At 64.0% G+C, this 17620-nt stretch carries 17 protein-coding genes and 1 pseudogene; 7 read left to right on the top strand and 11 right to left on the bottom strand.

Features of this window, described 5'->3' with window-relative positions; genetic code table 11:
* Positions 1-458 (top strand): GH32 C-terminal domain-containing protein (locus HP499_RS08700; protein WP_172323697.1); only part of this gene is annotated, 458 nt, incomplete at its 5' end.
* Positions 459-532: 74 nt separating this feature from the next.
* On the opposite strand, the gene HP499_RS08695 is transcribed toward HP499_RS08700, so the two are convergent.
* Genes HP499_RS08695 through HP499_RS08680 form a run of 4 tightly spaced genes read right to left on the bottom strand, consistent with a single transcriptional unit; the run spans position 533 to position 4024 of the window.
* Positions 533-925 (bottom strand): universal stress protein, encoded by a 393-nt coding sequence (locus tag HP499_RS08695; RefSeq protein ID WP_172323696.1) that lies wholly within the window; start codon positions 923-925, stop codon positions 533-535.
* Complete coding sequence (locus HP499_RS08690) at positions 922-2517, bottom strand: tripartite tricarboxylate transporter permease (protein WP_172323695.1); 1596 nt, start codon at positions 2515-2517, stop codon at positions 922-924. Before HP499_RS08690 ends, HP499_RS08695 begins: the two co-directional genes overlap by 4 nt.
* On the bottom strand, positions 2517-3020 hold the full coding sequence (locus HP499_RS08685; protein ID WP_172323694.1) for a tripartite tricarboxylate transporter TctB family protein: 504 nt from the start codon (positions 3018-3020) through the stop codon (positions 2517-2519). Before HP499_RS08685 ends, HP499_RS08690 begins: the two co-directional genes overlap by 1 nt.
* Positions 3017-4024, bottom strand: a complete 1008-nt coding sequence (locus HP499_RS08680; RefSeq protein WP_172323693.1) for a tripartite tricarboxylate transporter substrate binding protein — start codon at positions 4022-4024, stop codon at positions 3017-3019. Before HP499_RS08680 ends, HP499_RS08685 begins: the two co-directional genes overlap by 4 nt.
* A gap of 303 nt (positions 4025-4327) precedes the next feature.
* Here HP499_RS08680 and HP499_RS08675 point away from each other — a divergent pair, with 303 nt between their 5' ends.
* The 4 genes from HP499_RS08675 (at position 4328) to HP499_RS25470 (ending at position 8378) form a co-directional block, all read left to right on the top strand.
* Positions 4328-5944 (top strand): sensor histidine kinase, encoded by a 1617-nt coding sequence (locus HP499_RS08675; protein WP_172323698.1) that lies wholly within the window; start codon positions 4328-4330, stop codon positions 5942-5944.
* Positions 5941-6609, top strand: coding sequence for a response regulator (locus HP499_RS08670; protein WP_172323692.1), 669 nt, complete (start codon positions 5941-5943; stop codon positions 6607-6609). The genes HP499_RS08675 and HP499_RS08670 overlap by 4 nt, the downstream gene beginning before the upstream one ends.
* 108 nt (positions 6610-6717) lie before the next feature.
* Positions 6718-7002, top strand: a complete 285-nt coding sequence (locus HP499_RS08665) for a helix-turn-helix domain-containing protein (protein WP_172323691.1) — start codon at positions 6718-6720, stop codon at positions 7000-7002.
* Positions 7002-8378, top strand: a complete 1377-nt coding sequence (locus HP499_RS25470; RefSeq protein WP_172323690.1) for a type II toxin-antitoxin system HipA family toxin — start codon at positions 7002-7004, stop codon at positions 8376-8378. Before HP499_RS08665 ends, HP499_RS25470 begins: the two co-directional genes overlap by 1 nt.
* Before the next feature lie 56 nt (positions 8379-8434).
* Here HP499_RS25470 and HP499_RS08655 read toward each other — a convergent pair whose 3' ends face one another.
* The 6 genes from HP499_RS08655 to HP499_RS08630 are packed head-to-tail and all read right to left on the bottom strand — an operon-like array spanning position 8435 to position 14014.
* A complete protein-coding gene (locus tag HP499_RS08655; protein ID WP_172323689.1) occupies positions 8435-8905 on the bottom strand; it encodes a heme-degrading domain-containing protein in 471 nt (156 codons plus the stop codon).
* On the bottom strand, positions 8905-9930 hold the full coding sequence (locus HP499_RS08650) for a Gfo/Idh/MocA family oxidoreductase (RefSeq protein WP_172323688.1): 1026 nt from the start codon (positions 9928-9930) through the stop codon (positions 8905-8907). The genes HP499_RS08655 and HP499_RS08650 overlap by 1 nt, the downstream gene beginning before the upstream one ends.
* A gap of 4 nt (positions 9931-9934) precedes the next feature.
* Positions 9935-10936, bottom strand: coding sequence for a sugar phosphate isomerase/epimerase (locus HP499_RS08645; protein WP_172323687.1), 1002 nt, complete (start codon positions 10934-10936; stop codon positions 9935-9937).
* 1 nt (position 10937) lies between these two features.
* The gene (locus tag HP499_RS08640; protein ID WP_172323686.1) at positions 10938-12101 is read right to left on the bottom strand and encodes a Gfo/Idh/MocA family protein; all 1164 of its coding nucleotides are present in this window, start codon (positions 12099-12101) and stop codon (positions 10938-10940) included.
* Positions 12102-12119: 18 nt separating this feature from the next.
* A complete protein-coding gene (locus tag HP499_RS08635) occupies positions 12120-13241 on the bottom strand; it encodes a Gfo/Idh/MocA family protein (RefSeq protein ID WP_172323685.1) in 1122 nt (373 codons plus the stop codon).
* Positions 13238-14014 carry a sugar phosphate isomerase/epimerase gene (locus tag HP499_RS08630; protein WP_172323684.1) on the bottom strand — a complete coding sequence of 259 codons (777 nt, stop codon included), beginning with the start codon at positions 14012-14014 and terminating at the stop codon, positions 13238-13240. Before HP499_RS08630 ends, HP499_RS08635 begins: the two co-directional genes overlap by 4 nt.
* A 218-nt stretch (positions 14015-14232) precedes the next feature.
* On the opposite strand from HP499_RS08630, the gene HP499_RS08625 reads away from it, so the two are divergent.
* Both HP499_RS08625 and HP499_RS08620 read left to right on the top strand, forming a co-directional pair.
* Positions 14233-15450, top strand: coding sequence for an ROK family transcriptional regulator (locus HP499_RS08625; protein ID WP_172323683.1), 1218 nt, complete (start codon positions 14233-14235; stop codon positions 15448-15450).
* Positions 15451-15535: 85 nt separating this feature from the next.
* Positions 15536-16729 (top strand): CynX/NimT family MFS transporter, encoded by a 1194-nt coding sequence (locus HP499_RS08620; protein ID WP_172323682.1) that lies wholly within the window; start codon positions 15536-15538, stop codon positions 16727-16729.
* A 367-nt stretch (positions 16730-17096) separates the two neighbouring features.
* On the opposite strand, the pseudogene HP499_RS08615 reads toward HP499_RS08620, so the two are convergent.
* A pseudogene (locus tag HP499_RS08615) lies at positions 17097-17620 on the bottom strand (malate synthase A); the annotation flags it as partial.

Below are 17620 nucleotides of genomic sequence, written 5' to 3'. Positions count from 1 at the left end.
CTGCCGCCTACACCGCGCCGGCGCAGGACATCGCTCCAGGTACCAGCAGTCTTCCCATCACGGGGGACGTGCTCCAGATCGATGCGGAGTTCTCGCCAGGAACGGCCTCCGCCTTCGGACTCAAGGTGCTGGGCAACGACTCGGAGGGAACCAAGGTTGGCTACACCACGGCCTCGGGACGGGCGTTCATTGACAGGACCAACTCCGGAAACGAGGATTTCCATCCGTCCTTCGCGTCAATAGACGATGTCCCTGTCCAGCTCGTCAATGGCAGGCTCCGCTTGCGGCTCTACGTGGACCGGGCGTCCGTGGAGGTATTTGCTCAGGATGGCCTTGTGACTCTGACGGACCAGGTCTTTCCTGCAGCGGGTGCCAACTCGCTGTCCCTGTTCTCTGAGGGAGGGGCGGCCCGGCTGGAAAGCCTGACCGTCACGCCCCTCGTAAGGGCCATGTGGTAATTCCTGACTAAAAGCACGACGGCGGCTGGTCACCTGGTTGACCAGCCGCCGTCGGGCGTTGTTATGGGGTGAACCTAGTCCGCCTTGACGGCCAGGACCGGGCAGTCCGCCTCCAACAGGATCCGTTGGGAGACGCTGCCCATGATGAGCTTGCCTACCGGGCTGCGGCGGCGAAGGCCGATGACAATCAGGCTGGCGTCATTCTCGTCGGCCGCATCCAGGACTTCGGCTGCCGCGTCATGGCCGCGGACCGGCTGCTTGATGATGTGCTGGATGCCTTGGTCAGCGAGCCGTTCTTCGATGCTTTGGATGTCCGGACCCTGGGCGTACCGGTTATCCACCAAGGCGTCGCCCTTGGAGGAGTTGATGACCAACAGGGTTTCGTTGCTCTTCTTGGCCTCGGCGATGGCCTGGGTCAGTGCCGCTTCGCCTTCTGGTGTGGGGACGTATCCCACCACGATGGTCATGGTTTCTCCTGCTTCTGGTGGGTTGTTGTGGTCGGGTCGCCAGCCTGCGCGGGCGACTCCGCTTCGCTGCGGGCTGACTGCTCAGACGGTCCGGTGAAGGCTGCCACTGGACGGTTGCGGCGGATGAGCTTGAAGATGAACGGCCACACCAGGATGATCGCCACGATGATGTAGACCACGATCGCGATTGGCTCGCTGAAGAGGCCCGCGGGATCGCCGGCGCTCAGCTGGAGCGTCTTGCGGAGCTGGCCTTCGATGCGCGGACCCAGGATGACGCCGAGGATCAGCGGCAGGACCGGAAGACCAAAGCGACGCATCATGAAGCCAAGAGCGCCGAGTACCAGAAGGATCACCAGGTCGAAGGCCTGCAGGTTGACCGAGTAGGCGCCCAAGGTAGCGAAGAAGAGGATGCCTGCGTAAAGGTACGGCCGGGGGAGTTGCAGCAGCTTGGCCCAGACCGGTGCCAGGGGCAGGTTGATGAGCAGCAGCAGGAAGTTGCCGATGAAGAGGCTCGCAATCAGTGCCCACACCAGCGGTCCTTGGCTGGAGAACAGCTGCGGACCCGGCTGGATGCCGTAGGACGTGAAGGCGGCAAGCATGACGGCGGCTGTTGCGTTGGTGGGCAGGCCGAGTGCGAGCAGCGGCGTCATGGTTCCAGCAGCTGCCGCGTTGTTGGCAGCTTCTGGTCCGGCGACGCCTTCGATAGCACCTTTGCCGAACTCTTCGGGGTGCTTGGTGAGGCGCTTCTCCGTGACATAGGAGAGGAACGTGGGGATCTCGGCGCCGCCGGCGGGCAGGGCACCGAACGGGAAGCCAAAAGCGGTGCCGCGGAGCCAAGGCTTCCAGGAGCGGCCCCAGTCCTTCTTGCCCATCCACGGGCGGCCAACGGGAATGACGTGGAGCGGTGTGCGGCGCAGGTGGGCAGCAACCCAGAGGGCTTCACCCACGGCGAAGATTGCAACAGCAACCACCACGATGTCCAAACCGTCCACCAACAGGGGCTGGCCGAAGGTCAGGCGGCGTTGGCCGGTCACCGAGTCGATGCCCACCAAGCCAATGGCCAGGCCGAGAGCCAGCGACGCGAAACCGCGGAGCCTGGACGAGCCAAGGACGGCGGTCACTGCAAGCAGGGCAAGGACCATGATCGCGAAGTAGCTGGGAGCTCCCAGGCTGACGGCGAATTGGACCACGATGGGCGCGAAGACTGCCAGCAGTGCGGTGCCGATGGTGCCGGCAATGAACGAACCGATGGCCGCGGTGGCAAGGGCTTGGGCGGCCCTGCCGGCTTTGGCCATCTTGTTGCCTTCAATGGCCGTCACCACCGAGGACGATTCACCTGGTGTGTTCAGCAGGATCGAGGTGGTGGAACCGCCGAACATGCCGCCGTAGTAGATGCCGGCGAACATGATGAAGGCGCTGGTGGGCTCCAACGCAGCGGTCACCGGAAGCAGCAGCGCCACGGTCATGGCCGGGCCCAGTCCGGGAAGGACGCCGACGGCGGTACCGAGGAGTACGCCGATCACGGCGAACAAGAGGTTCATGGGGGTCAGGGCGGTGGCGAAACCGTCCATCAGGGAGGACCAGACGTCCATTAGAGGATTCCTTCCAGGAGCCCGGCCGGCAGTGCGATGCCCAGGCCAAGGTAGAAGCCGTAGAAGGTCAGCAATGACAGGGCGACGGAAATGAGGCCGTCACGGATGTAGCGGCGGCTGCCGAGGGCCAGCACACTGCCCCAGAACAGAACGGTGCCGGAGATAACCCAGCCGGCCCAGTCGATGAGCAGGATGTTCAGGATGAACGCGCCGGCCAGCGGAAGAACGGTCTTCCAATCGGCGGGGTGGGCCAGGTCAACGTCTTCGCCGCCTTCGGCTTCACCCTTGCCGCCGCGCAGGACGTTGATGGCGAGCAAAACAGCGCAGATGATCAGCAGCCCGGAAACAATGAACGGAACAGTCTTCGGGCCCACCGGGTCCGACTGCGAGTACGGGGTCACCAGGCCGTTCGCGTCCAGGAAGACCAGGACGCCGACCACGCCGAGCAGGAGGGCTACCCCCAGCTCGGCGCGGCCTTTAAGGCCTGTGGCTATGGAGCTCACGCCAACCCGAGCTTGGTGAGGACATCCGCCACGCGCTTGTCCTGGTCGGTCAGGAAGGTCTGGAACTCGTCACCGGTAACAAACGCATCGGTCCAGCTGTGGGTCTTGAGCGCTTCCTTCCAGCCGGCGGAGGCGTGCATCTTCTCAAGGGCGGCGATGAGGGACTTCTTGTCGTCCTCGCTGATGCCCGGAGGGGCCACAACGCCGCGCCAGTTGGTGAAGACCAAGTCAATGTTGGATTCCTTCAGCGTGGGAGCATCCACGCCGTCCAAGCGGTTCTCGCCACTGGTGGCCAGTACGCGGATTTCGCCGGACTTGATCTGCTGCAGGTACTCGCCTGCACCGGAAGCGGCGAAACCAAGCTTGTTACCCAGGATGGCGGGCAGAAGGTCGCCACCGCCGTCGTAGGAGACAAAGTTGACCTTGGTGGCGTCGATGCCAACGGCGCCGGCCAACTGCATCGGCAGGAGGTGGTCAGGGCCGCCAGGCGAGGATCCGCCGCCCACTGCGATGGAAGCGGGGTCGGCCTTCCAGGCCTTCACCAGGTCATCAATGGTCTTGTACGGGGAGTCCTTGCCGACCATGATGGCGCCGGGTTCCTCGATAAGTTTCGCCAGCGGGGTGGTCTCCGTCAGCTTCGATTCGGACTTGTTGGTGTAGCTGGCTCCAACCACGCCCAAACCCATGAGCATGGTGAGGTCGCCGTTGCCCTTTTCATTGACGATGCGGGCCAGGCCAACCGTGCCACCTGCACCGGCAAGATTGAATACCTCGGTATTGGTGGAGATCTTCTCGTCATCCAGGACTTTGGCCGCTGCGCGGGCTGTGGTGTCATAGCCACCGCCCGGAGTGTTGGGGACCATGATCTGGAGTCCGGTCAGGGGCCCGGCCGCGCCGGAGCTTTCAGAACCGGTGGAGTTCTTGCCTGTGGCGCCACAACCGGTGGCCATCAGGGCGATGCCGGCTGCGACGGCGGCGACTCGCAATGCGCGGAGGTGGCGCATGGTGTTCCTCTTCTCATCTTTGAAAATGCGGGTGCAGGGCGATGCCCCGTTGATTTGATGCTAGGCGCGTAAGTGACAGGCATCACTCTTGTGTTCGCAGTGATCTTTAAGTTCATTGCGTTCACGGTTTCCTGGTGCATTCCGGCCCCCTGAGCTGGTCTTCCGTGCCACTGGGGTCTTCTGTGCGGCTGGGGTATAGTTCCGATACGCCACGGGGGAAGCTGTTGCCTGCCCCTGCTCACTGGCACCATCAAAGGAACCCAGCAAGTGACTCGCCTGACCCGACTGCCTCGAAGAAGAGGAATGTCCTTGGCCGGACAGTACCTTCTGCTGCAGTTGCTGATCGTCCTGGCTGTACTTGTGGCCGTCGTGGCCATTTCACTGGCCCAATCCGCCGCCACGTTCGAACGGACTGAAGGCCGCAGGGCACTCCTCGCTGCCGAAGCATTAGGCAGCAACCCCACGGTCCGTGCGCTGCTCCCTGACGCCGAACCGCGCGTCGGTTCAGCACTCCCGGCCGTGGCCGAATCCGTGCGCACCGTCTCGGGCTCATCCCATGTGGCACTGGCCAAACTGGACGGCACCGTAGTGGCATCATCCGATCCCAGCCTGCTGGGCCGGGCCCTGCCATTGGGCGACAGCCAAGTGATGGAAGGACGGGCCTGGACAGGTGTCTTGCCGGGCAGCAGCGGTGCCGTGCTCTCCGCCCACGTCCCGGTCCTGGATGATTCCGGAAAAGTCATCGGCGTAGCATCCGTCAGCAGGAACTACCCCTCCACCATTGAGCGGCTTGGCGACGCCGTACCCAATCTGCTCACCTATTTGGGTGTCGCCAGCGTCCTGGGAGTGGCGGGATCCCTCCTGTTGTCCCGCCGCGTCAAACGGCAAACCCTGGGCATGGAACCGCGGGAAATCACCGGGTTGGTGGAAAACCGTGAAGCGATGCTGCAAGGCCTGAAGGAAGGCGTGGTTGCTTTGGATCCCCACGAGCGCATCACCGTGGCCAACCAGAGTGCCCGGCAGCTCCTTGGCCTGCCACCGGATTGCGTCGGCAAGAAGCTCCGGTCCCTGCACGTGGATCCCGCGCTGAAAATCGTCCTGACCCGCGAACAGTCCGACCCCGATCAACTGGTACTCGTAGGGGAGCGGTTGGTGGTCATGAACCGTGTGGCCCTGCGCTCGCACGGCCGGGACATCGGTTCGGTGACAACGCTGAGGGACCGGACCGAGCTGTCATCCCTGGAAAGCGAACTCGGTGCCACCAGGACGGTCACGGACACCCTGAGGGCCCAAGCACACGAGTTCGCCAACCAACTCCACGTCATTTCCGGCCTCATCCAAATTGGCGAATACGACTCCGTGGTGCAGTTCGTCAACGGCGCCACAGTGGACCGCACCCGGCTCAACGACGACGTCACCAGCCGCATCGAAGACCCCGCGCTCGCCGCCCTCCTCATCGCCAAAGCCAGCCTCGCCACCGAGCGCGGCGTGGAACTTCATCTTGACCCGCAGTCCGCACTGCCCCGCGTGGACGAAGAACTCTCCCGCGACCTCACCACCGTGGTGGGAAACCTGGTGGATAACGCGTTCGACGCCGTCACAGGCCGCGCCGGGGCATCGGTCCGTGTGTTGGTGGTCAACTCCGCGGACGGCGACAATACCCAAGGCGGCGTCACGGTCACGGTCCGGGACAACGGTCCCGGAGTGCCCAGCGACTCCACCGAGGACATCTTCCGGCAAGGGTTCTCCACCAAGGACCCGGGTCCCGGAGATGCCAGGGGATTCGGGCTGGCGTTGTCGAGGGTGATCTGCCGGCGGTCCGGGGGCGATCTCTCCGTGTCCAACGACAATGGGGCCGTATTTACTGCACGGTTCAGCAAGAGCGACTCAGGCGTCAACAAAGGGGCACATCAACGGTGATCAAGGTTCTGATTGTGGACGACGACTTCATGGTGGCCAAGGTCCATGCAGGCTTCATCCAGCGAACACCGGGGTTCGGGGTGGTAGGCGTGGCACACACCGGCGCCCAGGCCTTGGTGGAAACCGGGCGGCTCCAGCCAGACCTGGTGCTGCTGGATATCCACCTCCCGGACATCAACGGCCTGGATCTCATGCATCAACTCCGTGACGTGGCTCCGGACCTGGATGTGCTGGTGATCAGCGCCGCCCGGGAAGTGGAAACGGTGCGCAAGGCGCTCCGTGGCGGGATTGTCCACTACCTCATCAAGCCATTCTCCCAATCCGATCTGCAGGAGCGGCTGGAACACTACCTCAGCGCCTACCAGGGGTTGGACGCGTCCAAGGTGGAGGCCGAGCAATCAGACGTGAACCGCGTTTTCGGGCTGGGAATTTCTGAGCGGACCCTGCCCAAAGGCTGCAGCGTGGAGACCCTGGAACTGGTGGAATCTGCCCTCAAATCAGCGCCGGGGGACCTCTCCGCCGCTGAGCTGGCCGAGCAACTCGGGACCTCGCGAGTCAGCGCCCGGCGTTACCTTGAGTACCTCCACGACGAGGGGGCGCTGGAGGTCAGGCTCAAGTACGGCGTCGGACGCCCTGAGCGGCGATATGTGCTGAAGGGGCGGTAATATTCTGGCCCTAACCGCTGATGCGGCCGACCTCTCCTGCCGACGCATTGAATCAGATAAAGTAGCTGTTTTATTGCATTAGGCGACTTATTGCCACAAGATAGCTACATGAACAGTAAGGATGCAATGCGCCGTCTCGGGGAGAACCTTCGGAGCCGACGAATCATCCTCGGCTTGTCGCAGGAACTTGTCGCCGAACGGGCTGACGTTTCACGACCCACGCTCATGCGCCTGGAAACCGGAGAGGGCGGAAAAGTCGAACACCTCATGACCGTAGCGTCTGTGCTCGGTGTTGCTGAAGACCTTATTAATGCGATGGATCCCCTGAATACCGATCTTGGCAGGGCGCGGGCGCATCTGCTCAACAGGCAGCGCGCCCCCAGGAGGAACTAGTGGCCGCCCGAAGCATCAGGCGCGTGGAGGTGCTCGTCAACGAGTCCTTGGCCGGCGTGATGGACATTGAAACGGATGGCCTTTCCCCCCGCGAGCACGTCACATTCACCTACGCCGACAGTTGGATGTCCGCTGCGGAAGCATTCGAGGTTTCCCCGGAGCTACCTCTGCGACGCGGCCCCCAGCGGCCCACCCAGGGCCGCGAGCTGTTCGGGTCCTTCCATGATGCCTCCCCGGATGACTGGGGCAAGAAGCTGTTATTCGAAGAACTGCGACAACAGACCCTCGCCAAGGGTGGCGGCCGCATTCCACCCACAGGTGAAGCGGGCTACCTGTTGTTGGTCAACGATGAGACCAGGCAGGGCGCACTTCGCTTCCGGGAGAACGGCCAATTCCTGTCGTCTTGGGGCCGGGGTGCAGGAATCCGTGACCTTAGGGGGCTCTCGGAGGAGGCCAGACTCTTCGCTGAAACCGGCGAGGTCAAGGAGGAGAACTCCTTGCTCATGGGTGCCGGTTCCTCTCCGGGTGGTGCTCAGCCCAAAGCCTGGGTTCGGGACGACGACGGTTCCATGCTGCTGGCAAAGTTCCCGAAGACATCGGACGTAGGCAACGTGCAACTGTGGGAAATGGTCGCCATCATGCTGCAGCAACGGGCAGGCATCAGGGTCGCCGAGTCACGGCTTATGCCTCTTTCGGAGTTTTCCCATATCTTCCTCACTCGGCGGTTTGACCGCGACGGTGACCGGCGCATCCCGTACATGAGTGTGCGTACGGCCCTCCAACTCGACACGTACTCACACCCTGATTACGTGAAAATCGCCTCTGAAGTGGCGCGTATCTCTGCAGAACCTGTTCAGGATGCCAACGAGATGTTCAGCCGTGCCGCTCTCATCGCTATGGTCAACAACACCGATGACCACATGAGAAACCACGGGCTCCTGCGAACCAATAGAGGCTGGCGCTTGTCGCCGTCGTTCGACGTGAACCCGGTGCCAGCAGGTACATCAGATACGCCACTCACCCCACATGGCGGTCTCTTCGATAGGGACGTCCGGGATCTCTTGGAGTTCGCCGATGCGTTTCGGCTGACCCGGGATGCGGCCATTGCTCGGCTGCATCAGGTCGCCTCCGCGATATCCCACTGGCGGGAAGACGCCCTCGGCCTGGGAGCTGAACCTGATTCTCTTGCCTACATGACCAAGGCTTTCGAAGGTGAGAATGCCAAGCGGGTGGCGTCCTTGGCTCCCGCCCCGACTGTGATAGACATGGGCGGATCATCCACTCCGGTACCCCCGAAATCGCACGGTGACGTATGGGTGCCCGAACACATGCGAGCGGGAAGACTTGTCCGGGGGCATTTTCGCCGACGGAGCTGACGCCCTACCCCCGGTGTAAGTCGTCGATCCACAGGTTACTCTCGCCTTGCCCCGTCTTAAACCCCCACCGTTTTCAAATAGTTCCGGATCCCGTCCACCACCATCTGGTGGTCTTCGTCCGAGGACAGGCCGGACACCGTGATCGCGCCAATCACACCGGCGCCTCGTACGCGGAGGGGGAACGAGCCGCCGTCGAGCGTGTAGTCCTCCGGAGCCAGCCACCCGCCTCCCAGTGGGTTACGCTCGGAAAAGCGCTCACCCAACAACGCCGTGCTGTGCTCGAATCGCAGCACGGCGGCAGACTTGCGGCGGATCCACTCTTCCTGGTCAGCTGTGGATCCTGGCAGGACACAGCGGAAAAGGACCAGATTATGCCGCCTGATATCGATCGCCACTCCAAACCCTGAAGCGATGGCGTGGTTGGCGATCAGGGAGCCGAGCCGCCAGGCATCGTGGTGATCGAAGGAAGCGAAAACCAGCTCTTCTTCCTGCTGTTGGAGTTCGGCGAGGCGTGCGGAATCGGACATCAGTCATTTCCTTCCAGGGCCGCGTCGGCGTCGTACCGCAGCCCGATCTGTTCCCGGATCTGGTCCATGGCAGCCATGATGGCCACGGTTTCGCTCGGCGGGAGGATGGTTCCGGCGGTTTCGCCGATGCGGATGAGACGCTCCAGTTCTGCCGCCTGGTACTGCATGCCGCGGCTGGTCACGGGCTGGTCGTAGCGTTCAACAACAGTGCCATCCACGGCGAATACCGTGAAGGGGACCGGGTTGTACCAAGTGGACTCAATGTCGATCCAGCCCTCTGTGCCAATGACCATGGACCGGTTGGCGCTGGCCGCATCCAGTTCACAATCAACAATTGCTTGAGCGCCGTTGGCATATTCAAAGATGGCTGCCGTCTGACGGTCCACGCCGGTGGCTGACATTGAGGCGCTGGCCTTGATGGACGCCGGCGTGCCCAGGATGTCGAAGGCAAAGGAGATCGGATAGATGCCCAGGTCCAGCAGGGCTCCACCACCGAGCGCGGGATCGTTGAGCCGGTGGGCGGGGTCCTTGGGGAGGCTCTGGTTGTGGGTGGCCACCACCTTGCGCACCTCGCCAATGGTCCCGGCAGCGATGAGCTCCCGGATCCGGATCATGTGCGGCAGGAACCTGGTCCACATGGCCTCCAGGGCCACGAGCCCCTTGGATTCCGCCAGGTCAACGATCTCCTGCGCCTGCCGGGCGTTCATGGTGAACGCCTTCTCCACCAGCACGTGCTTGCCCGCATTCAACGCCAGCAGGGCATTTGCGTGGTGGAAAGGGTGTGGCGTGGCCACGTAGACCACGTCAACCAAGGGGTCGGCCACCAGATCCTCATAGCTGCCGTGCGCAGTGGCCACGCCATGCTCATCGGCAAACAACTGGCTCGAGTCCAGCGAACGGGACCCCACGGCCTGGACCGTAAAGCCGTTCTCCTTCAAGTCCTTGGTTTGGAGCCCGGCAATAAACCCGGTGCCGAGAATGCCCCAGCGGATGGTGCCATCGGAAGTGCCATTGCTGAGGGTCACGTGGCTAGTCCTTGCTGCTGAACGCGGCGTCGAAGGAGGTCTGCGACGCCGGGAAGTCGAACTTCTTCAGCGCGGCGAGGGCTTCGGGTGCGCCGTGGAGGCGGTCCATTCCGGCGTCTTCCCATTCCACCGAGATGGGTCCGTCATAGCCGATGGCGGTGAGGGCGCGGAAGGACGATTCCCAGGGCACATCGCCGCGTCCGGCGGAGACGAAGTCCCAACCACGGCGGGGATCGCCCCAGGGCAGGTGCGAGCCCATCATGGTGTTCCGGCCGGTGGGACGGAGCTTGGTGTCCTTGCAGTCCACGTGGTAAATCCGGTCCTTGAAGTCCCAGATGAAGGACACAGGATCGATTCCCTGCCACATGAAGTGGGACGGATCCCAGTTCAGGCCGAAAGCAGGCCGGTGGCCGATCGCTTCGAGGGTCCGGACGGTGGTCCAGTAGTCGTAGGCAATTTCGGAGGGGTGGACCTCGTGGGCGAAACGGACACCGCATTCGTCAAAAACGTCCAGGATGGGGTTCCAACGGTCGGCGAAGTCCTGGTAGCCGGCCTCGATGACCTTCTCCGGGACGGGCGGGAACATGGCCACGTACTGCCAGATGGAGGAGCCGGTGAACCCGACGACGGTGTCCACGCCGAGCGCTTTGGCGAGCCGGGCGGTGTGCTTCATTTCCTCGGCGGCGCGCTGGCGGACGCCCTCGGGCTCCCCATCGCCCCATACCCGGGAGCCAACAATGGCTTCGTGGCGGAAGTCGATGGGGTCATCGCAGACCGCTTGGCCCTTGAGGTGGTTGGAGATGGCCCAGACCTTCAGGTTGTACTTCTCCAGGACGGCGAGCTTGGATTCGGCGTAGCCGGGTTCATCCCAGCGCCAGGCGTCCAGGTGGTCTCCGGAGACGGCGATTTCCAGGCCGTCATAGCCCCAGCCGGAAGCGAGTCGCGCGACTTCCTCGAAGGGGAGGTCGGCCCACTGGCCGGTGAACAGGGTGTACGGGCGGGGCATGTCAGGCTCCTTCAGTAACGGACGTGTTGAGCTGGATCAGTGAGCTTTTGGCAGCCGCGGACTCTTCCACGGCGGCCAGGATGTGCTGGACGTTCAGTCCGTCTTCGAACGACGGCGACGGCGCCTCACCGGCCGCGATGGCGGTGAGGAAGTCCCGGATCTGGTGGGTGAACGTGTGTTCCCAGCCGATGATGTGGCCCTGCGGCCACCAAGCGCCCACGTACGGGTGTTCGGGTTCGTTGACCAGGATCCGACGGAACCCCTGTTCGCGGACGGGCACCGTGGTGTCCATGAAATTGAGCTCGTTGAGGTTTTCCAGGTCGAAGGTCAGCGATCCGAGGGAACCATAGATTTCGATCCTGAGGGAGTTCTTCTGGCCGGTTGCCACACGGGACGCTTCCACCGAGGCGATTGCTCCTGAGGCGAGTGAGAGGTTCACCCAAGCGGCGTCGTCGACCGTGACATCCTCCAGGCCTTCAGCACCGGGGCGCTGGTCAACAAAGGTCTGCAGGCGGCCGGAGACCTCGGTGACGTCATCATCCAGAAGGTACAGGATCTGGTCGATGGCGTGCGAGGCGATGTCGCCCAATGCTCCGGAGCCCGCGGTTTCCTTGCGGAGGCGCCAGCTCATGGGGGACTCGGCGTCGGTCAACCAGTCCTGCAGGTACGCGGCGCGAACCTGCCGGACGGTGCCGAGGCGGCCCTCGGCAATGAGCTCACGGGCCAGGGCAAGCGCAGGGACGCGGCGGTAGTTGAAGCCGATCATGGACTGCACGCCCCGGGCCCGGGCTTTTGCGGCGGCTGCTGTCATCAACTCGGCCTCGCCGAGGGTGTTGGCCAGCGGCTTCTCCACCAGGACGTGTTTGCCGGCTGCCAGCGCCGCGGTGGCGATTTCGGCGTGCATCCAACCCGGCGCGCAGATATCGATGATGTGGATATCGTCCCGATCAATGACCGAACGCCAATCCGTGGCGGACTCGGCCCAGCCGTACTTGGCAGCAGCTTCGGCAACGGCGTCGGCGTCCCGGCCTACCAGCACCTTCTGCTCGAAGGCCGGGACGTCGAAGAAACTGGCCACGTTCCGCCAGGCATTGGAGTGTGCCTTGCCCATGAAGGCGTAGCCGATTGCCGCAACGCCCAGCGGCGTCTTTTCAGAGGTAGTCATAGTGTTCCTCGCCGGTGCTTAGAGCGTCGCGGTTTCGGGAGCCCAGTCCTCGGGGAGGGCAATTGAAGTGGGAGCGTTGCTGGTGACGTCCACGAACGTGCCTGATTCCACCGACTCGGTGATGGAGACCATGGTGTCCAGCACATGGTAGGCCAGTTCGCCGGTGGCGCGGTGCGGGCCGCCATTGCGGATGGCCCGGGCCATGTCCAGTGCGCCCATACCCCGGCCGTTGGCGGGTCCGGTGGCAGGAATGATTTCCGGTTCTTCCGCGCCCGGACGCCACAGCTTCAGGTCGCCGTCAAAGTAGTTCGGGTCCGGAAGGGACAGGGTGGCCTCGGAGCCGGTGATCTCCACGAAGCCCATCCGCTGGCGCGGGGACTCAAAGGAGAACACGCTGTGGCTGGACTGGCCGCCTTCGAACTGCGCCATGGCGGAGACGTGCGTGGGGACCTCGACGGCGAATTCCTCGCCGGCCTTGGGGCCGGAACCGATGATGCGGGTCGCTTTGGCGGAGGAGCCGACGGCGGCCACCTTGCGGACCGAACCGAAGGTCTGGATCAGGGCGGTCAGGTAGTACGGGCCCATATCGAACAGGGGGCCGGCGCCGTGCTGGAACAGGAACGCCGGGTTCGGGTGCCAGGATTCCGGACCGGGGGTCTGGAACGTGGTCATGCCGGTCAGCGGCGTGCCGATGTCCCCGCGCTCGATGATGCGGCGCGCGGTCTGGAGGCCGGCACCGAGGAAGGTATCCGGGGCGGTGCCCAGGCGGATTCCCGCGGCGTCGGCGGCCTTGAGCAGGCCCAGCCCGGATTCGCGATCCAGGGAGAAGGGCTTCTCGGTCCAGACGTGCTTGCCTGCCTTGACAGCGGCCGTGGCCACCTCGACGTGGGCTGCGGGGATGGTGAGGTTGATGATGAGCTCGACGTCAGGATGGTTCAGTGCCAGCTCCGGCGTACCGAATTCGGCGATCCCGTATTCCTTGGCGCGGGCCTCGGCGGTTTCGACGAAGAGGTCCGCGATGACCAGGACTTTCAGGTCCGGGAAGACTGTGAGGTTGTCCAGGTACTGCTTGCTGATGTTGCCCGCACCGATGACGGCTACGCCTACGGGGCCTTTGCGAGTGGAAGGGGAGAAGCTCATGCCTGTGCTCCTTCTGCTGCCTGGGTGCCGGCTGCGTCGGCGCTGGCGGCGGCGGTCAGGAAGGCAAGGCTCTGGGTGATGCCCTCGAAGATATCGCCGGAGTAGTCATCGAACTCCACCACTCCTACTTCCAGGGACTTCGCTGCTGCAATGACGTCCAGGACCGGAACGGTGCCCTGGCCTGCCGGCTGCTGGGCCTTGGTGTCGGTGGTGGCCGGGCCGTCCTTGATGTGGATGAGCTTCACACGGTCGCCCAAACGGGCCAGGAGCTCCACGGGGTCCTGGCCGCCCACGGCAACCCAGTAGGTGTCCACTTCCAGGACCAGTTCCGGATCCAGCAGACCCTCAAGGTACTCCAGGGCGGTCCTGCCCTCGATGATGGACTCCAGCTCCCAGGCGTGGTTGTGGTATCCCACGCGGATGCCGTACTCGGCACCCTTTTTCGCTGCTGCGTTGAGCTTGGCCGCGGTGGCCTGGATGTCCTCGGCGGACTGCCAGTGCTCGGCCGGAAGGAAGGGATCGATCACCGTGGTGATACCCAGTTCCTTGGCCGCGGCAAAGATTTCATCCTGGTCCTGGGACAGCAACGGGGCGTGCCCGGACGGAGCGGTCAGGCCGTTCTCCTTCAACGCAGCACCAAGTTCCTTGGCCGTGGCCACGAAGTTGTACGGCTCTACCTGGGTGAAACCGATCTCGGCAACTTTCCGGATGGTTCCCGGCAGGTCCTCCTGAAGAGCGTCCCGCAGGGTATACAGCTGGATCGAATAAGACATTGGATTCCTTTTCCGGGGAGGTTTGTTCTGGAATGTTGGCGAGATGGCGCCAGTCTAGTGAGCGCCCGGCGAGGGAGCTACAGCCTGCACCAACAAACCGTTGTTACGCACTCATTTCAGCCTAGAGGGACTTTTGTCGAGCGTCTAGCAAAAGTTGCAATAATTCCGACAAACTTCCGCTGGATGACATGCATAAGCAATCGTGCTTCACTAATTGGATGACAACGACTGCCGGAACTGACGCCGGAAACAGCTCCGTGCCAGAGGCCGGCAATCTCTCACGTGCCGGGAATCTTTTCCAGCTTCTCCGCGACGGCAAAGCCCGCACTCGCGCTGAGCTCGCCGAAACCACCGGACTGGCCCGCTCCACCGTGGCCTCACGCATCGATTCGCTCATCAACTCCGGCCTCGTCGGACCTGCCGGCGAAGCGACCTCCACAGGCGGCAGGCCGCCGTCGCGCTTTGCCTTCAACCCGGCAGCGCGGGTGGTCCTGGCCGTCGACGTCGGAGCTACCCACGTGATTGTTGCCGTCACCGACCTCGGCGGCAACGTCCTGGCGGAGCGGCGATTGGGGCAGGAAGTGGCCGACGGACCGGACATCGTCCTGGGCCGGGTGGTCACCGCGGGCCGCGAGCTCCTGGCCGAAGCCGGGCGGGCGCTGGGTGACCTCGCCGGAATGGGAATCGGGCTGCCGGGTCCGGTGGAACACCATTCCGGGCGACCCGTGAAGCCGCCCATCATGCCCGGCTGGGACGGATTCGACGTCGTCGCCTACGTTCAGCGCTCCCTGCCGGTTCCCGTCCTGGTGGACAACGACGTCAACATCATGGCCCTCGGCGAGCGCACCGCGTACTGGCCGGACAACCTGAACTTCCTTTTCGTCAAGGTTGCCACGGGCATCGGCGCCGGCATCATCAGCAGCGGACAGTTGCAGCGGGGCGCCAACGGCACCGCCGGCGATCTCGGCCACGTCCGGGTGCCGCGCGGCGATGACGTTTTGTGCCGTTGCGGCAATCACGGGTGCCTGGAGGCGCTTGCCTCAGGTCCCGCCGTCGCACGTCAACTGCAGGCGCAGGGGCTGGACGCTTCCAGCGGTGCGGACGTCCTGCGGCTAGTGGGTGAAGGCAACCTGCAGGCGATTCAGGCGCTTCGGCAGGCCGGGCGGGACGTCGGGGACGTGCTGGCCACAGTGGTCAACCTCCTCAATCCGTCCATCATTATCATCGGCGGCAGCGTGGGGGAGGCCGGCGAGCACCTGGTGGCCGGGATCCGTGAGGTGGTCTACCGGCGGTCGCTACCGCTGGCCACAACGCACCTGCGCATCGGCATTTCCATGGTCGGTCAGCGCGCCGCGATCCTCGGCGCGAGCCATATGGTCACCCAGCACGTCCTGTCGCCGGCCGTGATTGAGGCCACGCTTCAAGCAGCGGGTTGAGGCTTGCCGGATGCCGGTTGGCGGGTAGCGCCGTGATAGCAATGAAAGTGATGAAAACGCTTCCTGTCCTTTTTCGGTCCGCCCGGTGAGCCAGTTCCTCGCGAAGATTCCACGCGGCTGGCTGATCCTTGCGTGCATCGGCCTCATAGCCTTGAACATGCGGGGGCCGTTTGTGGCCGTTGCTCCCGTGGTGGATTCACTCCAGCAGGACCTCGGATTCTCGCCGGTTGAACTCGGACTGCTGACCGGCATCCCCGTGCTGTGCTTCTCCCTGGCTTCGCCTTTGGCTTCCTTGGCGGGGCGTCGCCTCGGCGCCGAGGTCGCCGTAATGCTCACGCTCCTTGGTGTCCTTGCCGGCGTGATCATCCGCTCCAGCGGTGGCGGCGCTTCGGTGATGGTGGGCACGGTCATCATTGGTGTGGCCATCACCATCGGCAACATCGCGGTGCCCCTCATCATCCGGCGAGACTTCGCCCCACGACGCCAGGCGACAGCGATGGGTGTGTACACGGCTGCACTCAATGTTGGCTCGTTCCTCACCTCCGTGGCCACGGCACCATTGGCGGAGCTGGTGGGCTGGCGGCTGGCCTTGGCTGCGAGCGCGTTGTTGGCTTTGGCGGCGATCCTCTTTTGGGTGCCCACCGTGGGTGCGCGGAGGGCGTTTGTTCCCCTTGCGGTTCCTGCTCCACCTGCCTCGTTGTCGGGACCGGTTGCGGGGGTGCGGTGGCTGACGGTCGGCCTCACTCTCGGCTTCGCCGGCCAGGCCTTTTCCTACTACGGGGTCACCGCCTGGCTGCCGAGCTTCCTGTCCGACGAACTCGCCATGGGCACTGCCGACGCCGGCGCGGGATCTTCACTGTTCCAAATCTTCGCCATTGTGGGTGGCCTGGGCGTGCCGCTCCTGGCCCGTTTCGCCAGTACGACGACGGTGGCGGTCACCTTGAGTGCGCTGTGGCTGACCGTTCCCGTGGGTTTGTTGCTGGCACCTGATTTTTGGTGGGTGTGGTCCTCATTGGGCGGAGTGGCGCAAGGTGGCGGGATCACGGTGATCTTCATTGCCATCATCAAGTTTGCCCAATCCCAGGCAGCCGCCGGCAAGATGTCCGCCGTGGTGCAAGGGGTGGGCTACTGCTTTGCTGCGCTGGCTCCCACCGTTGTTGGCTTCGTGCACAGTGTTACCGGCGGCTGGACTGTTCCGCTGCTGGTGATCCTTGGCTCGGTGCTCGCGTTCTGTGTGTGCACCACGTTGTCCGTGCGCTGGGTGGCCCGGCAGCGCTAGGTTCGCTGCGGGGCCGGCGCGCTTGCTGCGCGGGTGAGTGCCGCCGTCGTGCTGCGCGGGTGAGTGCCGCCGTCGTGCCGTGTCCGTTTAGATGGGTAGCTGTGGATTAGACGGTAGGAATCGCCTCATCCGCAGCAAGCCATCGAAATGGGGTGGGCCCCGGGGTCCGATTCGGGGGTTCGCTGCGAGGCGCGCCGTGCGTACGGCATGATCCGCAGCAAGCCATCGAAATGGGGTGGGCCGGCGATGGGCATGGGTAAGCCCCGCTGCCGGGCTGCCTCCCCGACGGTCGGGGTCACTTGTTGCGAAGAGTGCAGGCAGCCCAGCGTCGGGGCTTGATGGGTGTCGCTACCTCAGGTCATGGGGCCTAGGCGGCGACGAGTTCCTCCTCCGTGGCCTCTTCACGGGCCTCGGTGAGGAAACGGGCGTACGCAGGGATGGTCAGGAAGGTGGGGAATTCCTCGGCCAGGGTGACTTCTTCGAAGATAGCGCGGGCATCCGCGAACCGGTCCCCGTCGAAGCGTTCCAGGCGGGCGTATTCCTCGTCCAGCATGTCCTCCACCCATTCGCGGGTGATGATGTCGCCTTGCTCCGTGATGGCGTGGGAGTGGATCCACTGCCAGAGCTGGGACCTGGAGATCTCGGCGGTGGCGGCATCTTCCATGAGGTTGTGGATGGCCACGGCCCCGTTGCCCCGCAGCCAGGACTCGATGTAGCGGATGCCTACCTCGATGTTCAGGCGAACCCCGCCCTCGGTGATGGTGCCCTCGGTGCTGGCGATGTCAATCAGTGCGCGGTCATCCGGGGTGACGTCCTCGCGGGAGCGGTCCAGCTGGTTGGGGCGGTCTCCGAGAACTGAGTCGAACACTTCCCGGCATACCGGCACCAGGT

This window comes from Paenarthrobacter sp. CM16 (genome assembly GCF_013179505.1).
Lineage (GTDB): Bacteria > Actinomycetota > Actinomycetes > Actinomycetales > Micrococcaceae > Arthrobacter.
The sequence above is the reverse complement of the archived record's forward strand: the minus strand, read 5'-3'. Positions and strand labels throughout refer to the sequence as shown.